The organism is Streptomyces sp. NPDC012508, assembly GCF_042902595.1.
In the GTDB taxonomy this organism is placed as follows: Bacteria; Actinomycetota; Actinomycetes; order Streptomycetales; family Streptomycetaceae; genus Streptomyces.
This window is the reverse complement of the sequence record NZ_JBIBEO010000007.1, coordinates 229,316-252,333: the sequence shown is the minus strand read 5'-3', so window position 1 is coordinate 252,333 and position 23,018 is coordinate 229,316. Positions and strand designations below refer to the sequence as shown.

The following is a 23,018-nucleotide window of genomic DNA, read 5'->3' as shown; positions in this document are numbered from 1 at the left end:
GGGAGGATCATGAGGGTATGAGCGACGACGTGGCACGGATCCTGGCGGCGGCGGCGCGGGGGCAGTTCCCTCCGCCGGACGGTTCGACGACCGTCGTCCCGCCGCCGAACGCCCGGGACGCCGGGGTCCTCGCCTTCACGGCCCATTCGGTGGTCTTCACGGACGCGGATCCGGCATGGGTACGGGCGGAGCTGGCGGCCACCTCCAGCGACCCGCTGGCCGCCTCGATGAACCCGGGTTTCCTGCTGGCCCTGATGCGGCACACGGACCGGCGGATGAACACCATCGACCTGCTGACGGTCGCCACGGCGCTGCCCGGGGATCCGGAGCTGCCGCTGCGGGAGATCGAGGACCCGGAGCACCCCCGGGTGGCGCGGGCGCTGAAGTTCCGCGACGACGTACGGGTGTGGGCCGCCGACGGCGGGGTGGTGATCCTGGGCCGCGGCGTGGCGGGCCGCTGGGAGGCCGCGATCGAGGTCGACGAGGAGGTCAGGCACCGCGGAACCGGCCGGGCGCTGGCCCTCGCCGCCCGGCATCTGACGCCGGGCGACGTGGTGTGGGCGCAGCAGTCCCCGGGCAACGCCCGCAGTGTCCGCGTCTTCCAGGCCGCGGGCTACCGCCCGGTGGCCTCCGAGGCGCTGCTGACCGCGGGCTGATCAGCGGAAGACGCCGGTGTGGCCGAGGGAGTAGCGGCCGGGCTGGGGGTAGACGGCGAGACCGTGGGGGCCGCCGCCGACCGGGATGCGGGCCAGCTGCTCACCGGTCGCGGTGTCGATCGCGTAGACCTCGGAGTCGTAACGGCCGGACAGCCACAGCACCTTGCCGTCGGCGGAGACTCCGCCCATGTCCGGGGAGCCGCCGTCCGGCAGGTGCCACTTCTTCGTCAGCTTGTTCCGGCCGAAGTCGAAGACCGAGATGGAACCTTCGCCTCGGTTGGGGATGTACATCTCCTTGGAGTCGCGGGAGATGTAGAGGCCGTGGGCTCCCTTGCCGGTCGGCATCAGCTGCGGCGTGGTGAACTTCTCGCCGTCCAGGACCCACATGCCGTGGGCCATCATGTCGGCGATGTAGAAGGTCTTGCCGTCCGGGGAGATCTTCACGTCCTGCGGCATGGCGCCCTGGAGGGGGAGCTTCTGCTGGCCGATGACCTCCATCTTCGCCGTGTCGACCTTCAGGAGTTCGCCGGAGAACTCGCAGGAGACGACGAAGTACCGCCCGTCGGCCGAGAAGTCCGCGTGGTTGACGCCGTAACAGGAGACCGGGACGGTCTTCTTCCGCTCCATGGTGTGCGGGTCGCGGAAGACCAGCTCACGGTCGAGGGAGGCCATGACGACGGCGTACTTGCCGTCGGGCGTGAAGTACAGGTTGTACGGGTCGTGGACCTCGACGGGCTTGCCGGCGACGCCGGTCGCCGGGTCGATCGGGGTGAGCGTGTGGCCGCGGTTGTTGTTGACCCAGAGGGTCTTCATGTCCCAGGACGGGACGACGTGCTGGGGCTGGATGCCGACCGGGATGGTCTCGACGACCTTGTACGTCGCCGGGTCGATGACCGAGACCGTGTTGGAGTTGGTGTTGGGCACGTAGACGCGGGACGGGAAGTTCTTGACGACGGGCGAGAGCATGCCCGGCCGGTCCGCCGCGTAGATGTCGTCGGGGTCGAGGACGGGCGGCATGCCGGGCAGTCCGGCCGGGACGGCCTTCCTGGGCGGGGCGGGGACCGCGGCGGCCTCCTTCTTGGCTCCGCCCCGGGGCTCGGGCGTCTCGTCGGCGATGCCGCATCCCGCGAGTGCGGCGAGCAGGGCGGCGGCGAGGAGGCTCTTCGTACGCGTGGTGAGAGGCAGCATCAGGTCAGCAGCTCCGTGGTCGTCACCGCGCGCAGGCCGCGGCGGTCGAGGTCGGCGAGGAGGGACGGCAGTGCGGCGAGGGTGTCCGGGTAGCCGAGGTGCAGGCTCCACGGATCCGCCCCGGATCTGTCCGCTGACGTTGCGGACGACGGCCGGGGCGCCGGGCGAGGTGTGGTCGAGGGAGTCGACGTCGTACGAGAGGACGTGCGGGTAGCCGGCGCGGTGGGCGGCCCGCCGGACGGTCTCGGCGGCGTGCCGGGTCCGGGAGGGCCGGAACCAGGTGCCGATGGAGCCGGTGAGGCGGCGCAGCCGGGTGGCGCAGGCGGCGATCTCGTCGTACGCCTCCGCCTCGGTCATCGCGTTGACGTCGAGGTGGCGCTGGGTGTGGTTGCCGAGGTCGTGGCCGCCGTCGAGGATCCGGCGGGCGATCTCGGGGTGCTGGTCGAGCCACTCCCCCACGGCGAGGACGGTGACCCTGGCCCCGCCCTTCTCGGCCTCGGTGAGCACGGCGCGGGCGAGGGCGGGGTCGCCGTGGCCGTGGAAGGTGAGGGCGACCCGGGGGCGGTCGCGCGGGCCGTTCTCGATCTCGGCGGGGCGGCCGGGGAAGGGACGGGGAGCCGGGGCGGCCGGCCTCGCGGCGGGGGCGGGGCCGCGCGGCGCGGGGCGGGGCTCCGTACCGCAGGCGGTGGTGAGGGCTCCCGTGAGGGCGGCCGCCACACCTGCCCGTAGTGCGCCGCGGCGGTCGGGGAGGGTCACGCGCCCATTAAAGAGGCGAGATGCCCGAAAAGTAACGATTGAGCCAATTCAGGACGTTTACAGGTCGCATCCAGGCGTCCGACATGCGGACGCGGCGAGGAAACACCCGATGAACACCATACTTATTCAGCATTTATAAGGGCGGTGCTCCATGTCACCAACGATTCATTGGTGAACTATGCCGGTATGCCCGGTTTTGGCCGGATAGGGACTTTTGGCGACAAGGCCGCCCGTCTGCCATAGTCGGAGCCACGACCCCCATTGACCCGGGCCAGGTCGTCTTCACGGCCGTGGATTACACCCCCCCGATCCACGGCCGTCTCACGGAAGCCCCCAGGCGCCGCATGACGGCGGACGGGGGCTTCTGTGCATCCGGGTCCGGCGGTCAGCGGTCGGACACGCGCATCTCGAACCAGGTGGTCTTGCCGCGCGGCTGCAGATCGACGCCCCAGCGGTCGGAGAGCTTGTCGACGAGAAAGAGCCCACGGCCGCTGATGTCCATTTCCTGGACGGGCATCAGGCAGGGCAGACCGCGCGAGGGGTCACGGACTTCGACGCGGATCCAGCCGCGGCGGCGCATCAGCCGCAGGGCGAAGACGCGCGCCCCCGTGTGCCGGACCGCGTTGCCGACGAGTTCCGAGACGAGTAAGACGGCGTGCTCCGCGATCAGGGGAGTCAGCGCCCACTGGCGCAGCACGACACACTGGGTGAGCCGGCGGGCCACGGCGGCGGACTCAGGACGGGACGGCAGCCGGACGTCGTCCTCGGCCGGATTCCCGTACAACTCCAGGGCTTTGAGGGCCTGTTCGTCCTCGACGGTCGGTACCCACCGTGCGGCGGTCGCACCGCCGTGCTGCCGCGGTTGTTCGACACCCTCCAGGCCCGCCATGCCCCCATCATGGCCGGACGGACCGGGGCCGCGTGGCCGTTCCGGAGGATTCGGTACCCCGGAATCGACAATTCCGGAAGATTCCTCCGGCATATGTCAGAGGCGGGCGGCGGTACCCGTGAGTAGGTACGGGACCGCCGCCACCGCCGGTCAGACGAACTTCGCCTTGCCCGGGCCCTCCTCGACGAAGCTGCGCATTCCGCGCTCCCGGTCCTCGGTCGCGAACAGCCCGGCGAACCAGGTGCGCTCGATCGCGAGGCCGGTGTCGATGTCGGCCTCCAGGCCCTGGTCGATCGCCTCCTTCGCGGCACGCAGCGCGATGGCGGGGCCCTGGGCGAGCTTCGCGGCCCAGGCGTGCGCCTGCTCGTACACCTCGGCCGCCGGGACGACCCGGTCGACCAGACCGAGCGCGAGGGCCTCGTCGGCCTTGACCATCCGGCCGGTGAAGATGAGGTCCTTGGCCTTGGAGGGGCCGATCAGCCGGGACAGCCGCTGGGTGCCGCCGGCGCCCGGGATCAGACCGAGCAGGATCTCGGGCTGGCCGAGCTTGGCGTTGTCCGCGGCGATCCGGTAGTCGGCGCAGAGCGTCAGTTCGCAGCCGCCGCCCAGGGCGTAGCCGGTGATCGCGGCGACGACGGGCTTGGGGATGCGGGCGATCGCGGTGAAGGAGTCCTGGAGCGCGCGCGACCGCTTGACCATGGCCGCGTGGTCCATGACCTGCATCTCCTTGATGTCCGCGCCGGCCGCGAACACCTTCTCGCCGCCGTACAGGATCACGGCCCGTACGTCGTCGCGGTCGGTCGCCTCCTGGGCCAGCTCGCGCAGCCGGTCCTGGACGGCGATGTCGAGGGCGTTCATCGGAGGGCGGTCGAGGCGGATCGTGCCGACGCCTTCGGCGACTTCGAGGTTCACAGTCATACCCGGCAGGTTAGCCGCCGTTAACGACGAGGGACCCGGTGCTGTTGCTCACAGCACCGGGTCCCTCGTCCGGTCAGGCCCGGGGACCTACTTGGTCCACTCCGACCAGGACATGTTCCAGCCGTTCAGGCCGTTGTCCGGGGCGATCTGCTTGTCCTTCGAGTTCTTCACGACCACCACGTCGCCGATGAGCGAGCGGTCGTAGAACCAGGCCGCCGGGGTGGTGCTGTCGCCCGCGCCGCGCGTGTCGCGCAGACCCACGCAGCCGTGGCTGACGTTGGCGGAGCCGAAGGTCCCGGAGGAGGCCCAGTAGTTGCCGTGGACGAACGTGCCCGAGGTGGACAGACGCATCGCGTGCGGCACGTCCTTGATGTCGTACTCACCGCCGAAGCCGACCGTGGCGCCGTTCATCCGGGTCACCTTGTACTTCTCGCTGATGACCATCTGACCGTTGTACGTGGTCGTGGACGGGGCGCCCGCGGTGATCGGGATCGTCTTGATGATCTTGCCGTCGCGCTCGACCTTCATGGTCTTGGCGCTGGCGTCGACCGTGGAGACCTGGCGGCGGCCGATGGTGAAGGAGACCTTCTTCTTCTGCTTGCCGTAGACGCCCGGGCGACCCTCGACACCGTCGAGGTTGAGCTCGACGGTCACCTTGGTGCCGGCGGCCCAGTAGTTCTCCGGACGGAAGTCGAGGCGGTCGTTGCCGAACCAGTGGCCCTCGACCTGCACGGCGGGCGTCGCGGTGACCTTGATGGCCTTCTCCACGGCCTCCGGGTCGGTGATGCCGCGGGTGAAGCGGATGGAGACCGGCATGCCCACGCCGACGGTCGAGCCGTCCTCGGGCGTGTAGTGGCCGATGAAGGTGTTCTTCGGGACGAGCGTGGTGAAGGTGGTGTCCTTGGCCGACTCACGCCCGTCGGAGTCCTGCGCGACCGCGTGGACCTTGTACTCCGTACCGGCGGCGAGGTGGCCGACGGGCTGCCAGCTGGCGCCGTCCGCCGATATCTTGCCCTCGACCTCGGCGCCCTTGCTGTCGGCGACCGTGACCGTCGTCAGCTTGCCCTGCTCCGCCGTCACCTTCAGAGCGCCGCTGGTGGCGACCGAGTCGGCGCCGTCCTTCGGAGCGATCGTGACGACCGCCTTCGACGCGGCGATCTCCTGCTTGCCGCCCTGCGCCGGATCCTGCCCGCCCTTGCCCCCGTCGGCCGGGTCCCCGCCCCCGCACGCCGTCAGGACCAGGAGCAACGCCCCCACAGCCAGAGCCTGCAGACGCGCGCCCCCGCGTCGCCGTCCGCGCCCCACCCCGGCCGATATCGGCTGCCCGTTCAAAATGGTCGTCTCCCCTCGCACGGCCTGGTCTCACCCCGGCCCGCACCCCCGTGCGCATCCATCGCGCGCACGGCGATAGATAATCACACCGCAGGACACGAAAGTTCCACGTGAATGTCACCGTTCAGTCCCAGTTGCACCAGGAACCGTGCACGTGAGACCGGTCGGCGAGGGGCTGACGGGCTCATCTCAGAGCGGAGCCCTCCGTCCACTCCGCCCACTCCATGTTCCAGCCTCCGAGGCCGTTGTCGGGAGCGACCTTTCGGTCACGGGAGTTGACCACCTCGACGACGTCGCCGATGAGCGTACGGTCGAAGAACCAGCCCGCCGGGGAGTCCGGGCTGCCGCCCTTGTCGTCCCGAAGACCGACGCAGCCGTGGCTCACGTTGGCCGAGCCGAACGTGGAGGGATCGGCCCAGTAGTTGCCGTGCAGGAACGTTCCGGAGCTGGTGAGCCGCATGGCGTGCGGCACGTCCTTGATGTCGTACTCGCCGCCGAAGCCGACCGTCCTGCCGTCCATCCGCGTCACGTCGAAGAGCTCCGTCACGACCATCTTGCCGTTGTACGTCGTCGTCTTGGGCGCCCCGGCCGTGATGGGCACGGTCGCGAGCAGCTCGCCGTCCCGGTGGACCTTCATGGTGTGCTCGGCCGCGTCGACCACGGAGACCTGGGAGCGCCCGACCGTGAACCCGACCGTCTTGCTCTGGATGCCGTACACGCCGGGCGCGCCCTCGAGGTCACGCAGCGCCAGCTCGACCGTCACCTTGGTGCCGGGACGCCAGTACTCCTCGGGGCGGAAGTCGAGCCGCTCCTTGCCGAACCAGTGGCCGACCACCTCGACAGGCGGGTCGGAGGTGATTCTGATGGCCCGTTCGACGGCCTCCCGGTTCTCGATGGCCCGGTTGAAGCCGAACGAAACGATCATGCCGGTGCCGACCGTGGAACGGTTCTCCGGCTTGAAGTAGCCGATGAAGCGGCTCTCGGGGACGACGGTGGTGAAGGTCGAGTGCCGGGCGGAGCGCCGGCCGTGCGCGTCGAGCGCCACGGCGTCCACGCTGTACTTCGCGGCCAGCGCGAGCCGGGAGTCCGCCGAGGGCCGCCAGCGCAGCCCGTCCTCGCTGATCTCACCGGCCACCTGGGTCCGCTGCGCGTCCTCCACCCGGACGACGGTGACCCGCTCCAGCCGGCCGCTGTCGACCCGTACCTCGATCGGCCCCTCGGCCGGCACGCCCTTGCTGCCGTCCTCGGGGCTGATCCGGATGAGGTCGCCCGGTGCCCGCGCCTTGCCGGGCAGCGGGAGCTCGATACCGCCGCCACCACCACCGCCGCCGTCGCCCTTGTCGGTGCAGCCCGCCAGGCCCGCCATGAGTGCCGCCACCGCGAGGGCGTAACCCGCCCGCTTCCATACAAGTGTCACGCTCAGCCCAACGACGGCCACCCTCCAGGGGAAACGTGCGTGCGGGTCATGTTGGGAGTACGGCGGTACGGGCAGAACAGGTGGGAGGACCCCGACGGGGCGCCGCGGCCGGGACGCCGCGGTGTCCGCGCCGTACGGGGCCCGACGAGCCGCGGGAGGCCGACAGGTGTCGAGCGCAGCCGAGCAGGAGGCGGTACGGGACGGAGTGGGGCTCCCGCCTGCCCCGGAGCAGGTCCGGCCGGTGGTGTGGCCGGGGGCTCCGACGCCGTTGGGGGCGCGCTGCCGGGTGGGACCGGACGGCGTGGCGGGGACGAACTTCGCGCTGTGGGCCGGCGGGGCCGAGGCCGTCGAGCTCTGCCTCTTCGACGCCGACGGGGCGGAGAGACGGCTCCCGCTGACCGAACTGACCCATGAGATCTGGCACGGATTCGTGCCCGGGGTGGGCGCCGGGCAGCGGTACGGCTTCCGGGTCCACGGCCGCTGGGACCCGTGGACCGGCGCCCGCTGGAACCCGGCGAAGCTGCTCCTCGACCCGTACGCCCGTGCGGTGGACGGGGACTTCGCGCTGCCGCCGGAGGTGTACGGGCATGTGCGGGACTGGCCGCAGCAGCATGTGGCCGACACCGTGCGGGACGGCCGGGACTCCGCTCCGCACGTACCGAAGGGCGTCGTCGTCCTGGACGACGACGACTGGTCGGACGACCGCAGGCCGAAGACCCCCTGGCCGGACTCGGTCATCTACGAGCTGCATGTGAAGGGCTTCACCAAGCTCCACCCGGGCATCCCCGAGGAGCTGCGCGGCACCTACGCGGGCCTCGCGCACCCGGCGGCCGTCGACCATCTCGTACGGCTCGGGGTGACGGCCGTGGAGCTGCTCCCCGTACACCAGTTCGCGCACGAGGACCATCTGCTGCGGCGGGGGCTGCGGAACTACTGGGGCTACAACTCCATCGGGTACTTCGCCCCGCACGCCGGCTACTCCTCGTCCGGGACCACCGGGCAGCAGGTGGGCGAGTTCAAGCGGATGGTGCGGGCCCTGCACGCGGCCGGGATCGAGGTCATCCTCGACGTCGTCTACAACCACACGGCCGAGGCGGGCGAGCTGGGGCCGACGCTGTCGCTGAAGGGCATCGACAACCGGGGCTACTACCGGCTCCAGTCCGACGCCCGCCGGTACGCCGACTACACCGGCTGCGGCAACACCCTGCATGTGGTGCAGCCGCAGGTGCTGCGGCTGATCACCGACTCGCTGCGGTACTGGGTGACGGAGATGGGCGTCGACGGCTTCCGCTTCGACCTGGCGGCCGCGCTCGCCCGCTCGATGCACGACGTCGACATGCTCTCCCCCTTTCTGGCGGTCATCGCCCAGGACCCGGTGCTGCGCCGGGTGAAGCTGATCGCCGAGCCCTGGGACGTCGGCAACGGCGGCTACCAGGTCGGCGCGTTCCCGCCGCTGTGGACCGAGTGGAACGACCGCTACCGCGACGCGGTGCGGGACTTCTGGCGCGGTGCGCTGCCGGACGTACGGGATCTCGGGTACCGGCTCTCCGGATCGAGCGACTTGTACGCCTGGGGCGGCCGGCGGCCGTACGCCTCGGTCAACTTCGTCACCGCCCACGACGGCTTCACGCTGCGGGACCTCGTCACGTACGAGCGGAAGCACAACGAGGCCAACGGGGAGGGGAACCGGGACGGCACGAACGACAACCGGGCCTGGAACTGCGGGGCGGAGGGCGAGAGCGACGACCCCGAGGTGGGCGCGCTGCGACTGCGGCAGCTGCGCAACCTGCTGACGACGCTGCTGCTGTCGACGGGCGTGCCGATGCTGGTCGCGGGCGACGAGATGGGCCGTACGCAGGGTGGCAACAACAACGCGTACTGCCAGGACAACGAGACGAGCTGGCTGGACTGGTCGCTGCCCGAGGAACCGGGGCGGGCCGGGCTGCTCGCCCTGACCCGGCGGCTGCTCGCACTGCGCCACCGCCATCCGGTGCTGCGCCGCCGCGCGTTCTTCTCGGGCCGGCCGCAGGCCGCGGACGGGCTCCGGGACCTGGCGTGGTTCTCGGCGGACGGCACGGAGATGACGGAGGGCGACTGGTACGCGCCGGCCGCGACACTGGGCCTCTATCTCTCGGGCCGCGACATCCCGGGGCGTGACGAGCGTGGCGCCCAGGTCACCGACGACAGCTTCCTGGCGATCCTGCACGCGGGGTCCCGTCCGGTGGAGTACCGGCTGCCGGGTCCGCCGTGGGCGGAGTCGTACGAACTGGTCCTGGACACCGCCCTGGAGGACCAGACGCGCCCTCCGGGGACGGTCCACGCGGGCGGGGGGACGGTGACGGTGGGAGCGCGCTCGGTGTGGCTGCTGCGGGTCGGGGGGTGAGGGGGGGGCCTGCGGGGTCGGCCGGCGGTCAGCCGCGGCCCAGGATGCCGCGGTCGTATCCGACGGCCACCGCGGCGGCTCGGTCCTTGACGCCCAGCTTGCCGTAGATGTGTGTCAGATGGGTCTTCACCGTCGCCTCGCTGATGAAGAGTTCGGCGGCGACGGCGCGGTTCGAGGTGCCCTTGGCGACGAGTTCGAGGACTTCGCGCTCGCGGGCGGAGAGCGTCTCGTCGGCGGGCGCGGCGGGGGTGCGGACGCGGGAGACGAGCCGGGAGGCGACGGCCGGGGACAGGACGGTACGGCCCTCGGCGGCGGCCCGGACGGCGGCGAACAGCTCGTCGCGGGGCGCGTCCTTGAGGAGGTAGCCGGTGGCACCCGCCTCGATCGCGGGGAGGGTGTCCGTGTCCGTGTCGTACGTGGTGAGGACGAGCACCCGGGAGCGGGCGCCGCGCCGGGTCAGCTCGGCTATGGCGTCGACGCCGCTGCCGCCGGGCATCCGCAGGTCCATGAGGACGACGTCCGGGTCCAGGCGCAGGGCGAGTTCGACGGCCTCGACGCCGTCGGCCGCCTCACCGAGGACGTCGAAGCCGGCTTCCGCGGCGCCGGGGCCGGCTGCGGTGAACATGCCGCGCAGGCCGTCACGTACGACGGGATGGTCGTCGACGATCAGCAGGGTGATGCTCGTTCGGTCAGCCATGGTGCACCAACGGTACGCGGGCGGAGATCGCCGTGCCCTCGCCGGGCGCCGTCTCCACGGCGACGCAGCCGGCGAGGCGTTCGGCCCGGGCCCGCATGCCGTCGAGTCCGAACCCGCCGCCGTCGGGGGTGGTGGAGCGGGCGGGGACGCTCCGGGGGTCGAAGCCGTGCCCGTCGTCCCGTACGTCGAGGGTGATCTCGTCCCCCATGTACGAGAGGGTGACGCCGGCCCGGGAGGCACCGGAGTGGCGCTCGGCGTTGGCCAGTGCCTCCTGGGCGATCCGCAGCAGGGTGGCGGCGACCTCGTCGTGGAGGGGCTCCTGCGTGCCGGTGACGGTGAACCGGGTGGTGATCCCGGTGCGTTCGGACCAGGTGGCGACGGTCTTCTTCAGCGCCTCGGGGAGGCCGTCGTGCTCCAGGGCCACCGGGCTCAGGTTCTGCACGGACCGGCGGGCCTCGCCGAGGCTGTGGCGAGCGAGGTCGGCGGCGCGCTGGACGTGGACGCGTGCGAGGCCGGGGTCGGGGGTGGCGGTGACGACCTGGAGCTGGGCGATGATCCCGGTCAGGCCCTGGGCGAGGGTGTCGTGGATCTCGGCGGCCAGTCGGCGCCGCTCGTCGGCGACCCCCGCCTCGCGGGCCTGGAGGAGGAGCTGGGCCTGAAGGGCGGCGTTCTCGGCGAGGGCCTCCTCCAGCCGGGCGTTGGTGCGGGCGAGTTCGGTGATGGTGGCCGCGCGCTCGTCGGCCTTCTCGATCTCTTTCGTACGGAGGTGGGAGAAGACCACGGCGAGGCAGGCGTTGAGGGCGAAGAGGCCGCCGAAGGCGACCCAGTTGACGAGCGCCGCGGGCGGCAGACCACCGGACTGGGCGCCCGCCATGGTGACGGCCGTGCAGAGGAGTCCGGCGCGGGCGAGGCGGCGGGGCAGGAGCTGTACGGCGTCGAAGAAACCGATGCTGGCGTAGACGGAGAAGAACGGGTTGAGCCAGCTGAGCGCGAACGCGAGGGCCGTGCGCAGGACGAAGTAGCAGACGGACGCGGTGCTGGGCGCGCCGGGAACGAGGTGGGGCGTGGTGTCGTCGACGCCCACGGTGGTGTCGGGGGGCGTCTTGCCCCGCGCGACCGCACGGCGCCGGTGGACCTCCCATCCCACCTGGAGGGCGAGGGCGGCGACGACCAGGACCGCGGCCGTCTCCACCTCCGTACCGTGCATGACCAGGTCGGCGGCCGCGGCGGCGAGGACCGTGGCGAGGGCCAGCAGGCCGTACGGCCCCCAGCGGAAGAACTGTTGCCAGCGTTCCTCGACCGTCATCGGCTCTCGCCCCCCATACCGTCGCTCCCCGGCCGTCATTCCCCGGCCGTCACTCCCAGCGGAACCAGCGGGCCGCCGTGGCGGTCAGCAGCACCGTCCACAGGGCCATGGTCCCGAGCGCCGCCCACCCGGGCCACCCGCCGGACGTCGCGGCGTCGAGGGCCTGCGAGGCCGCGCCGAACGGCGTGACCTGGACGATGCGTTGCAGCGTATCCGGCATGGCCTGGACGGGGACCCAGACGCCCGCCGTGAACATCGTCGGGAAGAAGACCGCCGACCCGACCGCGGTGGCGATCTTCTGGGTACGGGAGACGGCGCAGACGGCGGCGCCCAGGGCGAGACCGCCGGCGATCGCGAGCAGCAGCGCGAGCGCGTACCCGGGGAGGTTCTGCGGCAGCCGGACGCCGAAGGCCAGCCGCCCGACCACGATGACGAGCGCGGAGGAGACCAGGGCCGCGGCACCGTGCAGGGCGATCTGGGCGGTGAGGAGGGAGGCCGGGCGGACGGGGGTGGTCGACATCCGTCGCAGGATGCCGCGTTCGCGGTAGCCGGCGAGGACGGGCGGCATGGCCTGGAGACCGGACATGATCATGGCGAAGAGGACGGAGACGGGGACGTAGAGGTCGATGACGCGGCGGCCGCCGAGGTCGTCGGACGCCTCGCGGAAGGACGGGATCAGACCGAGGATCACCAGGAGGACGGTCGGCGAGACCATCACCCAGAACAGGGAGCCGGGTTCGCGGGAGAAGAGGCGGGCCTCGGTCTTCAGGACCATGGTGGTGGCGGCGCTCATCGGTGGTCGGCTCCTGTCAGGTCGAGGAAGGCGTCGTCGAGGGTGGCGTCGGTGACCCGGAGCTGTTCGGCGGTGACGGCGCGCCGGGCGAGGAGCTGGATGAACGCGTTGACGGTGACGTCGGTGCCCGTGACGACGGTCCTGCCGTCCTTGGTCTCCACGGACGCGGCCTGCGGCAGGGCGCGGAGTTCGGCGGGGTCGAGGGCCGTCTCGGCGGCGAAGGAGATCACCCTGGAGGCGGCGGCCCGTCCGATGAGCCCGTCGGGGGTGTCGAGCGCGGCGATCCGGCCCTGGTCGATGACGGCGATCCGGTCGCAGAGGCGCTGGGCCTCCTCCATGAAGTGGGTGACGAGCAGGACGGTCACCCCGCCCGCCCTGATGTCCTCGATGAGGGTCCAGGTGTCGCGCCGGGCGCGCGGGTCGAGCCCGGTGGTGAGTTCGTCGAGGACGACGGCCCGCGGGTTGCCGACCAGGGCGAGGGCGATGAACAGCCGCTGCTTCTGCCCGCCGGAGAGCTTCCCGAACCGTGCGTTCAGATGGGCGTCGAGCCCGAGGCGCTCGGCGAGCGTCCGCCAGTCGGCGGGCCGCTCGTAGAAGGAGGCGTACAGCTCCAGGGCCTCCCGTACGGTCAGCTTGGCCTGGAGCTCGCTCTCCTGGAGCTGCACCCCGAGGATCCGGGTGACGTCGGCGTGCCGGGCGACGGGGTCGAGCCCGCCGACCCGCACGGTCCCGGCGTCCGGGCTCCGCAGCCCCTCGACGCACTCCACGGTCGTGGTCTTGCCGGCCCCGTTGGGCCCGAGGATCCCGAAGATCTCCCCCTCGTCGACCGCGAACGACACACCGTCGACGACCGTCCGGCCGCCGTAGGCCTTGCGCAGGCCCTGAACCTCGATCATTGGCATGCCCCCAGACTGGCCGCGGGGGCAGGCCGGGGGTATCGGCCATCACGCTCGAAGCGCGATCAACCGATCGGTTGATGCCCGGTACGACCCGTGGTCTCCCCCGCGGCCGAGAGCCCGGCCTCGAGCCGGGCCACCACGCGCTCCTCGCCGGCGCGCCGGGCCGCCGCGAAGCGGCGGTCGACGAGCGCCATCGGCAGCAGCCAGAGCCAGCCCCAGAGGCTGAAGGAGTCCACGACGCCGGTCTCCCGGAGCACGAGGTTGGTGGCGTACGACAGCACGACGGAGACCACCCAGGCCGCGGGCCGGTAGCGGGCGAGGAGGCGTACGGGTGCGTTCCAGGGGCCCGACAGCGCGTCGAGCGTCGCCGCGAGCACGGCGGCGCGGCGGTCCGTCGGCCGGGCGGTCTCGTGCGCCCGCACCGCCGCGCGCGCGTCCTGGTCGCCGTGGTGGCTCAGCGCGTACGTGAGGTCGGCGCTCTGCTCCTCGACGGCCCGGCTGGTCACGGCGGCCCGCGCGGCCTGGAGCCGGATGTCCTCCCAGTAGCCCCTGCGGTGCAGGCGTTCGGCGGACGCTGCCCGTTCGGCCTCCGGGGAATCCGGGGCCAGAGCCTTGATCCTCGCGGTGAGGGCGACCGCGCGGGCGGACCGGCCGGGATGCTCGAACCCGTCGGCCCGGAGACAGAGTTCCGTATACCCGGCGAGCAGCCCGAGATGGTCGGGGGCGAGCTTCAGCCCGGCCCGGAACGCCTCCTCGGCGTCGTCGTCGTGGTCGTCCTCGTCCGCGGCCATATGCCCGACGGCGAGCCAGCAGTACAGATCGGCGGTCGGGCCGAGCGCGTCGAGGCCCTCCCGCGCCGCGCGGCGTACGGCGGCGTGCCCGCCCGCCAGGTAGAGCTGCTCGCAGCGCGCGAAGTACGCCTCGGCCGTCGTCATCCGTTTCCCGCCCCTGTGCTCGTACCCCGGATGGTCCACGGGGTCGGGAAAGTCTCCGGCCTGCGGATACGCCGGTCAAGGGGCAGACCGGGAGGGCCCGGTGCGGGGAAATTCGGGTGAGGGATGTCAGTGGTGAACCCTAGGCTCGGACCTGATGCCCGGAGAACATGCAGTAGACAACGATTCCCCCGATCCCCGCCGCTCGACCGTGCGCTCGTTGGCGCGGCTGTGGCCCTATGTGCGGCCCGTGCGCGCACGGTTGGCGTGGGCCGCCGCCGTCGCGATCGTCGCCTCGTGCCTGTCGCTCGTCATCCCGCTCGTCCTGAAATGGATGGTGGACGGGCCCGTCGCCGAGGGCGATCCGGGCGGGGTGTGGCTCGGGGCTCTGTATCTGCTGCTGCTCGGCATCGCGGAGGCCGTGCTCTTCGGGTTCCGGCGGTGGCTGGTGGCCCGGCCGCTCGCCGGGGTCGAGGCGAGCATGCGGGCCGCGCTGTACCGGCGGCTGCAGCGGCTGCCGATCGCCTTCCACGACCGGTGGGCCTCGGGCCAGCTGCTCTCGCGCGCCACCACCGATCTGATGCTGCTGCGGATGTTCCTCGCGTTTCCGCTGACGTTCCTGCTGGTCAACGGCGTGACGATCCTCGCCGGTTATGTCCTGCTGCTCGGCCAGGACTGGACGCTCGGGCTCGTGCTGCTCACGCCCGTCGTCCCGCTGGTGATCCTCTGCGCGATGTTCGAGACGAAGTACTCCATGGTGGCGCGCCGCGCGCAGGACCAGGTCGGCGATCTGACGACCGTGGTCGAGGAGAGCGTCCTCGGCATCCGGATCGTGAAGGGCTTCGGGCGGCACCGCAGTCAGGCCCTCGCGTTCCGCGCGCTGGCCGAGCGGCTGCGCGGCACGGAGTTGGTCAAGGCGCGGATGCTCGCCGGGATCTGGGCGCTCATCACGATCATTCCCGAGCTGGCGATCGGCGCGGCCCTGGTGCTCGGCACCGTCCAGGTCGCCGACGGGGAGCTGTCGGCCGGCACGCTCGTCGCGTTCCTGTCGACGGCGCTCGCGCTGCGCTGGCCGGTGGAGTCGATCGGCTTCCTGCTCGCGATGAGCCAGGAGGCGGCGACGGCGACGGAACGGTATTTCGAGGTGATGGACTCGGCGGAGGAGAGCCAGGGGCCCGAGCCGGTCAAGAGCCCGAGCGGCGCGTCCCCGTCCTCGCCTCCGCCCGCGTCCCCGTCCCCGTCCTCGCTTCCGCCCGCGTCCTCGTCCTCGTCCACATCCGCGTCCCCGTCCTCGCTTCCGCCCGCGTCCTCGTCCGCCGACGGGGTGCGGTTCGAGAACGTGTCGTTCCGCTACCCGGACGCGCCCCCCGACGCCCCTCCCGTCCTCGACCGCGTCGATCTGCACATCCGGCCCGGCGAGACCCTCGCCCTCGTCGGCGGGACCGGTTCCGGAAAGACGACGCTCACCGCCCTCGTCCCGCGGCTCCACGAGCCGACCGGGGGGCGGATCCTGCTGGACGGCGAGGACATCACGCTCATGGAGCGCGAACGGCTCCGCACGCTCGTGTCGATGGCCTTCGAGGAGCCGACCCTCTTCTCGGCGAGCGTCGGCGAGAACGTCCTGATGGGCGGTACGGAGGGAGCCGGCGAGCCCGAGCTGTGGCGCGCGCTCGACGTCGCCCAGGCGGGCGGCTTCGTGGGGGCGCTGCCCGAGGGGGCGGCCACCCAGGTCGGTGAGCAGGGCCTCAGCCTCTCCGGCGGCCAGCGCCAGCGCCTCGCGCTGGCCCGCGCGGTGGTCGGCCGGCCCCGCTTCCTGGTCCTCGACGACCCGCTCTCCGCGCTCGACGTCCACACGGAGGCCCTGGTCGAGGCGGCCCTCCGCGAGGTCCTGCGCGACACGACCGCCCTGGTGGTCGCCCACCGCCCGTCGACGGTGCTGCTCGCCGACCGGGTGGCGCTGCTGTCGGGGGGCCGCGTCGCCGCGGTCGGCACCCATCACGAACTGCTGCGCGGCAACGCCGAGTACGCCTGGCTGATGTCCGGCGAAGGGGCTGAGGAACGATGACGGATCCGATGACGGCGACGAAGACGTCGAAGGCGACAGCGAGGGGGACGGGTACGGCCGCGGGCGTCGAGGCCGGACGCCCCGACGGCGGCGGCGACCCCTTCGACCGGGACGACCTGCCCACCGCGCCCGGGGCCACCGGCGCCCTGCTGCGGTCGCTGCTCGCCGCCCACCGCGCCCGCGTGGCCCTCGCCGCGCTCGTCCTGCTCCTCCAGCAGGCCGCCGTGCAGGCCGGTCCGCTGCTCGTCGCGTACGCCATCGACCGCGGCGTACCCGCCTTCCGTGACGGGGACCACGGCCCCCTGGTGGCCGTCGCCGTCGGGTACCTGGTCTGTTCCGTGGCCGGCGGACTCCTCCAGTACGCCTTCGTGCGCGGCGCCGCCCGGGTCAACCAGGACGTGCTGCTCGATCTGCGCGGGCGCATCTTCCGCCACGCTCAGGTGCTGAGCGTCGACTTCCACGAGCGGTACACCTCCGGCCGGCTCATCTCCCGGTCCACCACCGACGTGGAGTCCCTCCGCGAGCTGCTCGCCGAGGGGCTCCAGGAGCTGATCGGCGTCGTCCTCGCGTTCGTGTACATCTCGGCGATGCTGCTGTGGCTGGACCTGGGCATCGGCGCGGTCGCGGTCGCCTCCTTCGTACCGCTGTATCTGCTGGTACGGATCTACCAGCGGCGCGCGGGCGTCGTCTTCGCCGAGCGGTCCACGGCCATCGCCGGCGTGATCGTGAAGTTCGCGGAGACGATGAACGGGATCCGGCCCGTGCGGGCGTTCCGCCGCGAGCGGGCCAACGACACGGAGTTCGCCGCGCTCAACCGGCGGCACGAGCGCTCCAACGGCGACGCGCTCCTGGAGATGGCGCGCTATGTCGTCGGCTCGCGGCTCGTCGCGAACACGGCCGTGGCCGGCATGTGTCTGTGGGGCGCGTACCGGGTGGCCGGCGGGACCCTGGCGCTGGGCGTGCTCGCGGCGGCGGTGCTGTACATGCGGCGGCTGTACGACCCGATCGACCGGCTCGGCATGTTCCTCAACTCGTACCAGTCGGCCGCCGCCTCCCTCGCCAAGATCGCCGGCCTGCTGGCGCAGGAGCCGGGGGTCCCGGAGGCCGCCGCGCCGCGTGAGCTTCCGGAGCGCCGGGGCGGACACCCCGGCCGGGCGGTCGTCTTCGACGGGGTGCGGTTCGCGTACCGGACGGGTGGCGAGGTGCTGCCGCGCTTCGACCTCACGATCCCGGCGGGTCAGACGGTCGCGGTGGTCGGCTCCACGGGCGCCGGCAAGTCGACGCTCGCCAAGCTGCTGGCCCGGTTCTACGACCCGACGGAGGGGCGGGTGCTGCTCGACGGCGTCGACGTCCGCGACCTGGAGACGGCCGAACTGCGGCGGGGCGTGGTGATGGTGACCCAGGAGGCGTTCCTGTTCTCCGGGACGGTCGCCGAGAACATCGCGATCGGGCGGCCGGACGCGACCCGGGAGGAGATCGAGCAGGCGGCGAAGGCGATCGGCGCGCACGACTTCATCGCCGGGCTGCCGGACGGGTACGACACGGACGTACGGAAGCGGGGCGGCCGGATCTCCGCGGGTCAGCGCCAGCTGGTGGCCTTCGCCCGCGCCCTGCTCGCGGACCCGGCGGTCCTGATCCTGGACGAGGCGACCAGCTCGCTGGACGTGCCGGGGGAACGGGCGGTGCAGCGGGCGATGGACACGGTGCTCGCGGGCCGTACGGCGGTGGTGATCGCCCACCGCCTCTCGACGGTGGAGATCGCGGACCGGGTGCTGGTGATGGAGGCCGGCCGGATCGTGGAGGACGGCACCCCGTCGGACCTGGTGGGCGGCGAGGGCCGCTTCGCGACCCTCCACCGCGCCTGGCGGGACAGCCTGGTGGGGTGAGCCGGGCGTCCCGCGCGCCTCGGCCGGACGTCGGGTGACGCCACGCGCCCCGGGTGGGCCTCAGGTGGACGCCACGTACGGCGCCGTCCCCTCCGCCGGACGCCGTCCCCTGAGCAGGCCCACGCAGAGCGCCGCGGCGCAGAGCATCACCACGGCCGCACCGCCCGCGGCCCGGTTCAGGGCGTCGGTGAAGGCGGTGCGGGCCGCGTCCAGGACCGGGCCGGGGGTCGTGAGCGCGCCGCCCAGGGTCTCGCGGGCCGCCGCCGGGGCCGAGGCGGGCATGGCGGCGGTGTAGACGGCGGCTCCGATCGAGCCGAGGACCGCCATGCCGAGCGCGCCGCCGAGCTCCGAGCCCGATTCGAGGACGGCGGCCGCTGCGCCCGCCCGCTCGGGCGGGGCGGCGCCCAGAGCGCTCTCGTTGGCCAGGGTCATGGCGGAGACGAGACCGGAGGCGTAGACGGTGGAGCCGGTCAGGACCGCCCAGAGCGGGGTGTCTGTGCCGATGAGCGTCAGCGAGGCGAAGCCGCCCGCGGAGAGCAGGAAGCCGCCCGCCATCACGTACGCCCGGTCGATCCGCTGGGCGAGCGCCGCGCCCGCGGGGGCGGCGACCATGACGCCCGCCGACGGTACGAGGCTCCACAGCGCCGCCTCGAACGGGCTCCGGCCGAGGACGGACTGGAGGTACTGGGTGAGGAAGACGGCGAACCCGACGGTGGCGAGCATCGCCAGCAGGTTGGTGAGGACCGAGCCCCCGTAGGCCCGTGTGCGCAGCAGTCCGAGGTCCACCATCGGTTCCGCGAGCCGGGTCTGACGGCGCAGGAAGACCAGAGTGAGGAGCAGGCCCGCCGTGATCGTGAGGAGTGGCAGCGGCCGTGCGCCGTCCTCGGCGAGTTCCTTGATGCCATGGATCAGGGGCAGCAGCGCGGCGAGGGAGAGGAGCGCACTCCGCCAGTCGAAGGGGCCGCGGGCTACCGGGCCTTTGGACTCCGGCAGGAGGAGCGGGCCGAGGAGCAGGAGCAGGAGCATCGCGGGCAGGTTGATGAGGAACACCGAGCCCCACCAGAAGTGTTCGACGAGTGCGCCGCTGACGACCGGGCCGAGCGAGATCCCGCCGGCCATGACGGCCGTCCAGGCGGTGACGGCCTTGGCGCGCTGGGCGTCGTCGCGGAAGAGCGTGCGGATCAGGGCCAGCGTGGACGGCATCAGGCAGGCGCCCGCGACGCCGAGCAGCGCGCGGGCGGCGATCAGCGTGCCGGGGCTGTGGGCGTATGCGGCGGCGAGGGACGCGGCGCCGAAGAGGCCGGCGCCGGCGAGGAGCAGTCGGCGGCGGCCGATCCTGTCCCCCAACGCCCCCATGGTGATGAGGAGTCCGGCGAGGACGAAGCCGTACATGTCGAGGATCCACAGCTGTTCGGTGGCTCCGGGGCGCAGGTCGGCGCTGATGGAGGGGATGGCGAAGTACAGGACGGAGACGTCCATGGAGACGAGGAGCAGCGGCAGCATCAGCACGCCGAGCGCGGTCCATTCGCGGCGGCCGGCGAGGGCCGTTTCCGGTGGTGTCGTGAGCGTCATGCGGGGAGCGAAGCAGCCCTGCGCGTACGGTGCCACCCTCGCCCTAGTGCACCCCCGCAGGGGCGACGAACGACCAGTTCAACCGTGCGTACGGCAGCGCGGTGCACTAGTACACTGCCCGCCGTGACGACTCCGCCGCCCTACCTCGCCATCGCCGCCGAGATCCGTCGGAGGATCCGCGCGGGGGAGCTCTCCCCCGGCGACCGCGTCCCCTCCACCCGGGCCATCACGCGTGAGTGGGGTGTGGCGATGGCGACGGCCACGAAGGCGCTCGCGGCGCTGCGCCAGGAAGGCCTCGTCCGGGTCGAGCCGGGTGTCGGGACGGTGGTGACGGCCGGTTCGGCCGGCGGCCCGGCCGCGGAGGCGCTGAGCCGTGAGCGGATCGTCCGGGTCGCCCTGGAACTCGCCGACAGCGAGGGGCTGTCGACGCTCTCCATGCGCCGGATCGCCACGCGGCTCGGCACGTCGACCATGGCGCTGTACCGGCATGTGCCGGGCAAGGGCGAGTTGGTGCGGCTGATGACGGACGCGGTCTGCGGAGAGGTGCCGTTGGGGCCGGTGCCGGCGGACTGGCGTACAGGGCTGGAGCAGGCGGCCCGCTGGCTGCGCGCGGTCCACGCGCGGCATCGCTGGCTGGCGCACGCGATGGCCTCGTTCACCAGGCCGGTCGCGTCACCGAACGCGATGGCGTACACGGAGTGGGTGCTGGGGGCGCTGCGCGGCACACCCCTGACGCCCTTCGAGAAGATCCACACACATCTGGTGATCTTCGCGTATGTCCAAGGAGTGGCCATGGCCGACGACTTGGAGGAGCAGGCGCGGCAGGACTCGGGGATCTCGGACGGCGAGTGGATGGAGCGGAACGAGCCACGTTACGACGCCATCTCGGGCGGTGGCGCGTATCCGCTGCTCAGCAGTCTGAGCGAGGGCGAGGATTTCGAGCTCGACCTGGAGACGCTCTTCGAATTCGGGCTGAGGAGAACGCTGGACGGCGTGGCGGCCATGATCGACGAAACGTCCGGTTAACGAACACGACCATTCGGGCACCGGACGATTTCCGGCCAACTTATTGACGCGCTCCTGACAGATACGTGTCATCACTGCCACTCTCTCCCCGACTCGTCAGTGAGTTCGTGCTCCACAGCTCTGTTTGCTCTGCCCGGGCGACCGACCCAGCCGTCCGGTACCCCCCTCGCAAAAGGAGTCTGCGTGAGATCCACGCCCAGCCGTCGCGCCACCGCGACCGGCGCTCTGATCGCTGCCGCCGCCATGATCGCCGTCACCGTCCAGTCGGGTTCCGCCACCGCGGCGGACGATCCGTGGACGGCCGCGCCGAAGGCCCAGGCCGCGGGCCAGGCCAACCCCGGCAAGCTGCCGGCCGACCTGTCCCCGGCCCAGCGCACCGCGCTGATACGCGCGGCCGACGCCGACAAGGCGGCGACCGCCAAGTCCCTCGGCCTCGGCGCCCAGGAGAAGCTCGTCGTCCGGGACGTCGTCCAGGACCGCGACGGCACGACGCACACCCGCTACGAGCGCACCTACGCCGGACTCCCCGTGCTCGGCGGCGACCTGGTCGTCCAGGAGACCAAGGCCGGAGTGACCCAGGGCGTCACCAAGGCCTCCCGCGCGGAGCTGAAGAACGTCGACATGACTGCCGACGTCGCCCCGGCCGCCGCCGAGAAGCAGGCGCTCGGCGCAGCCGCCGCGGAGGGCTCGAAGAAGACCTCCGCCGAGCGCGCCCCGCGCAAGGTGGTCTGGATGGCGCAGGGTTCGCCCGTCCTCGCGTACGAGACCGTCGTCGGCGGCCTCCAGCACGACGGCACCCCGAACGAGCTGCACGTCGTCACCGACGCGAGCACGGGCGCGAAGCTGTACGAGTGGCAGGCCGTCCACACCGGTACCGGCAACACGCAGTACAGCGGCCAGGTGACGCTGGGCACCGCGCCGTCGTACACGCTGACCGACACCGGCCGCGGCAACCACAAGACGTACAACCTCAACCGCGGTACGTCCGGCACCGGGACGCTCTTCTCCGGCTCCGACGACATCTGGGGCGACGGCACCCCGCAGAACGCGGAGACCGCGGGCGCGGACGCGCACTTCGGCGCCGGGGTCACCTGGGACTACTTCAAGAACGTGCACGGCCGCTCCGGCATCCGCGGTGACGGCGTCGGCGCGTACTCCCGGGTCCACTACGGCAACGCGTACGTCAACGCCTTCTGGCAGGACTCCTGCTTCTGCATGACGTACGGCGACGGCGCGGGCAACGCCAAGCCGCTCACCTCGATCGACGTGGCCGCGCACGAGATGTCGCACGGCGTCACCTCGAACACGGCCGGTCTGGTCTACAGCGGGGAGTCCGGCGGTCTGAACGAGGCCACCTCCGACATCTTCGCGGCGGCCGTCGAGTTCTACGCCAACAACGCCCAGGACAAGGGCGACTACCTCGTCGGCGAGAAGATCGACATCCGCGGCAACGGCACGCCGCTGCGCTACATGGACAAGCCGAGCAAGGACGGCTCCTCCAAGGACTCCTGGTACTCGGGCATCGGCGGCATCGACGTCCACTACTCCTCGGGCCCGGCGAACCACTGGTTCTACCTGCTCTCCGAGGGCAGCGGCGCCAAGACCGTCAACGGCGTCAACTACGACTCGCCGACCTCCGACGGCCTGCCCGTCACCGGCATCGGCCGGGACAAGGCCGCGCTGATCTGGTTCAAGGCGCTCACCACCAAGTTCAGCTCGAACACCAACTACGCCGGTGCGCGCACCGGTACGGTCGCGGTGGCCACCGAGCTGTACGGCGCCGGCAGCCCCGAGGTCCTGGCCGTCGAGCACGCCTGGGCCGGCATCAACGTGGGCTCGCGCCCCGGTGGTGGCAACCCCAACCCCGGCAAGGTCTTCGAGAACGCGGCCGACGTGTCCATCCCGGACAACGGCGCCGCGGTGACCTCCACGGTCAACGTCACCGGTATCACCGGCAACGCCCCCTCCACCCTCAAGGTGGACGTGAACATCGTCCACACCTACCGCGGTGACCTCGTCGTCGACCTCGTCGCCCCCGACGGCTCGGTCTACAACCTGCACAACCGCTCCGGCGGCAGCGCCGACAACATCGTCCAGACCTACACCGTGAACGCCTCCTCGGAGGTCGCCAACGGCGCCTGGAAGCTCCGTGTCCAGGACCGGGCCTCGGTCGACACCGGCTACATCAACAGCTTCAAGCTCACCTTCCCGTAACAGCGAGGCTGTGACGACGGGTGAGTGACGGACGCCCGGGGGGCTCGTGCCCTCCGGGCGTCCGTGCGTGTGTGCGGGGGCGCGAGGGT

General features: G+C 72.0%; 17 protein-coding genes and 1 pseudogene. 6 read left to right on the top strand and 12 right to left on the bottom strand.

Features of this window, described 5'->3' with window-relative positions:
• Positions 1-17: 17 nt before the first annotated feature.
• Positions 18-656: a GNAT family N-acetyltransferase gene (locus ACFY8U_RS24710; RefSeq protein ID WP_361599740.1), complete on the top strand. Its 639-nt coding sequence runs from the start codon at positions 18-20 to the stop codon at positions 654-656.
• Here ACFY8U_RS24710 and ACFY8U_RS24705 read toward each other — a convergent pair whose 3' ends face one another.
• The 6 genes and pseudogenes from ACFY8U_RS24705 to ACFY8U_RS24680 all read right to left on the bottom strand — a co-directional run bounded on the left by ACFY8U_RS24705 (position 657) and on the right by ACFY8U_RS24680 (position 7,105).
• Entirely contained in the window at positions 657-1,844 is a 1,188-nt protein-coding gene (locus ACFY8U_RS24705; RefSeq protein WP_389573668.1) for a hypothetical protein, read from the bottom strand.
• A pseudogene (locus ACFY8U_RS24700) lies at positions 1,844-2,600 on the bottom strand (polysaccharide deacetylase family protein). The gene ACFY8U_RS24705 and the pseudogene ACFY8U_RS24700 overlap by 1 nt, the downstream one beginning before the upstream one ends.
• A gap of 385 nt (positions 2,601-2,985) precedes the next feature.
• Positions 2,986-3,489 carry an ATP-binding protein gene (locus tag ACFY8U_RS24695; protein ID WP_389573666.1) on the bottom strand — a complete coding sequence of 168 codons (504 nt, stop codon included), beginning with the start codon at positions 3,487-3,489 and terminating at the stop codon, positions 2,986-2,988.
• Between the two features lie 150 nt (positions 3,490-3,639).
• Positions 3,640-4,407 (bottom strand): enoyl-CoA hydratase-related protein, encoded by a 768-nt coding sequence (locus tag ACFY8U_RS24690; RefSeq protein WP_361434611.1) that lies wholly within the window; start codon positions 4,405-4,407, stop codon positions 3,640-3,642.
• Positions 4,408-4,494: 87 nt separating this feature from the next.
• Positions 4,495-5,739: an Ig-like domain-containing protein gene (locus tag ACFY8U_RS24685; RefSeq protein ID WP_389573663.1), complete on the bottom strand. Its 1,245-nt coding sequence runs from the start codon at positions 5,737-5,739 to the stop codon at positions 4,495-4,497.
• A gap of 184 nt (positions 5,740-5,923) precedes the next feature.
• Positions 5,924-7,105, bottom strand: coding sequence for an Ig-like domain-containing protein (locus tag ACFY8U_RS24680; RefSeq protein ID WP_389574154.1), 1,182 nt, complete (start codon positions 7,103-7,105; stop codon positions 5,924-5,926).
• Between the two features lie 217 nt (positions 7,106-7,322).
• Here ACFY8U_RS24680 and glgX point away from each other — a divergent pair, with 217 nt between their 5' ends.
• Positions 7,323-9,539: a glycogen debranching protein GlgX gene (gene glgX, locus ACFY8U_RS24675; protein ID WP_389573660.1), complete on the top strand. Its 2,217-nt coding sequence runs from the start codon at positions 7,323-7,325 to the stop codon at positions 9,537-9,539.
• Between the two features lie 28 nt (positions 9,540-9,567).
• Here glgX and ACFY8U_RS24670 read toward each other — a convergent pair whose 3' ends face one another.
• The 5 genes from ACFY8U_RS24670 to ACFY8U_RS24650 are packed head-to-tail and all read right to left on the bottom strand — an operon-like array spanning position 9,568 to position 14,169.
• The gene (locus ACFY8U_RS24670; RefSeq protein ID WP_389573658.1) at positions 9,568-10,236 is read right to left on the bottom strand and encodes a response regulator; all 669 of its coding nucleotides are present in this window, start codon (positions 10,234-10,236) and stop codon (positions 9,568-9,570) included.
• The gene (locus ACFY8U_RS24665; RefSeq protein ID WP_389573655.1) at positions 10,229-11,542 is read right to left on the bottom strand and encodes a sensor histidine kinase; all 1,314 of its coding nucleotides are present in this window, start codon (positions 11,540-11,542) and stop codon (positions 10,229-10,231) included. Before ACFY8U_RS24665 ends, ACFY8U_RS24670 begins: the two co-directional genes overlap by 8 nt.
• Positions 11,543-11,591: 49 nt before the next feature.
• Positions 11,592-12,335, bottom strand: a complete 744-nt coding sequence (locus ACFY8U_RS24660; protein WP_361599717.1) for an ABC transporter permease — start codon at positions 12,333-12,335, stop codon at positions 11,592-11,594.
• Positions 12,332-13,237, bottom strand: coding sequence for an ABC transporter ATP-binding protein (locus tag ACFY8U_RS24655; RefSeq protein ID WP_389573652.1), 906 nt, complete (start codon positions 13,235-13,237; stop codon positions 12,332-12,334). The genes ACFY8U_RS24660 and ACFY8U_RS24655 overlap by 4 nt, the downstream gene beginning before the upstream one ends.
• Positions 13,238-13,296: 59 nt before the next feature.
• Positions 13,297-14,169, bottom strand: coding sequence for a hypothetical protein (locus ACFY8U_RS24650; RefSeq protein ID WP_389573650.1), 873 nt, complete (start codon positions 14,167-14,169; stop codon positions 13,297-13,299).
• Between the two features lie 154 nt (positions 14,170-14,323).
• Between ACFY8U_RS24650 and ACFY8U_RS24645 the strand changes: the two genes are divergently transcribed.
• Together ACFY8U_RS24645 and ACFY8U_RS24640 are read left to right on the top strand one after the other, a co-directional pair.
• Positions 14,324-16,231, top strand: coding sequence for an ABC transporter ATP-binding protein (locus ACFY8U_RS24645; RefSeq protein WP_389573647.1), 1,908 nt, complete (start codon positions 14,324-14,326; stop codon positions 16,229-16,231).
• Positions 16,232-16,239: 8 nt separating this feature from the next.
• The gene (locus tag ACFY8U_RS24640) at positions 16,240-18,117 is read left to right on the top strand and encodes an ABC transporter ATP-binding protein (protein ID WP_389574152.1); all 1,878 of its coding nucleotides are present in this window, start codon (positions 16,240-16,242) and stop codon (positions 18,115-18,117) included.
• 60 nt (positions 18,118-18,177) lie between these two features.
• Here ACFY8U_RS24640 and ACFY8U_RS24635 read toward each other — a convergent pair whose 3' ends face one another.
• Positions 18,178-19,689, bottom strand: a complete 1,512-nt coding sequence (locus ACFY8U_RS24635) for an MFS transporter (RefSeq protein WP_389573644.1) — start codon at positions 19,687-19,689, stop codon at positions 18,178-18,180.
• A gap of 123 nt (positions 19,690-19,812) precedes the next feature.
• Between ACFY8U_RS24635 and ACFY8U_RS24630 the strand changes: the two genes are divergently transcribed.
• Entirely contained in the window at positions 19,813-20,715 is a 903-nt protein-coding gene (locus ACFY8U_RS24630; protein ID WP_389573642.1) for a TetR/AcrR family transcriptional regulator C-terminal domain-containing protein, read from the top strand.
• A 183-nt stretch (positions 20,716-20,898) separates the two neighbouring features.
• On the top strand, positions 20,899-22,929 hold the full coding sequence (locus ACFY8U_RS24625; RefSeq protein ID WP_389573640.1) for a M4 family metallopeptidase: 2,031 nt from the start codon (positions 20,899-20,901) through the stop codon (positions 22,927-22,929).
• The last annotated feature ends 89 nt before the right edge of the window (positions 22,930-23,018 follow it).

Excerpts from the sequence above, each read along its gene's own strand:
- ACFY8U_RS24710 (WP_361599740.1), top strand. The coding sequence starts at position 18 with ATGAGCGACGACGTGGCACGGATCCTGGCGGCGGCGGCGCGGGGGCAG.
- ACFY8U_RS24705 (WP_389573668.1), bottom strand. The coding sequence starts at position 1,844 with ATGCTGCCTCTCACCACGCGTACGAAGAGCCTCCTCGCCGCCGCCCTG.
- ACFY8U_RS24695 (WP_389573666.1), bottom strand. The coding sequence starts at position 3,489 with ATGGCGGGCCTGGAGGGTGTCGAACAACCGCGGCAGCACGGCGGTGCG.
- ACFY8U_RS24690 (WP_361434611.1), bottom strand. The coding sequence starts at position 4,407 with ATGACTGTGAACCTCGAAGTCGCCGAAGGCGTCGGCACGATCCGCCTC.
- ACFY8U_RS24680 (WP_389574154.1), bottom strand. The coding sequence starts at position 7,105 with ATGGCGGGCCTGGCGGGCTGCACCGACAAGGGCGACGGCGGCGGTGGT.
- ACFY8U_RS24670 (WP_389573658.1), bottom strand. The coding sequence starts at position 10,236 with ATGGCTGACCGAACGAGCATCACCCTGCTGATCGTCGACGACCATCCC.
- ACFY8U_RS24665 (WP_389573655.1), bottom strand. The coding sequence starts at position 11,542 with ATGACGGTCGAGGAACGCTGGCAACAGTTCTTCCGCTGGGGGCCGTAC.
- ACFY8U_RS24660 (WP_361599717.1), bottom strand. The coding sequence starts at position 12,335 with ATGAGCGCCGCCACCACCATGGTCCTGAAGACCGAGGCCCGCCTCTTC.
- ACFY8U_RS24655 (WP_389573652.1), bottom strand. The coding sequence starts at position 13,237 with ATGCCAATGATCGAGGTTCAGGGCCTGCGCAAGGCCTACGGCGGCCGG.
- ACFY8U_RS24650 (WP_389573650.1), bottom strand. The coding sequence starts at position 14,169 with ATGACGACGGCCGAGGCGTACTTCGCGCGCTGCGAGCAGCTCTACCTG.
- ACFY8U_RS24645 (WP_389573647.1), top strand. The coding sequence starts at position 14,324 with ATGCCCGGAGAACATGCAGTAGACAACGATTCCCCCGATCCCCGCCGC.
- ACFY8U_RS24640 (WP_389574152.1), top strand. The coding sequence starts at position 16,240 with ATGACGGCGACGAAGACGTCGAAGGCGACAGCGAGGGGGACGGGTACG.
- ACFY8U_RS24635 (WP_389573644.1), bottom strand. The coding sequence starts at position 19,689 with ATGACGCTCACGACACCACCGGAAACGGCCCTCGCCGGCCGCCGCGAA.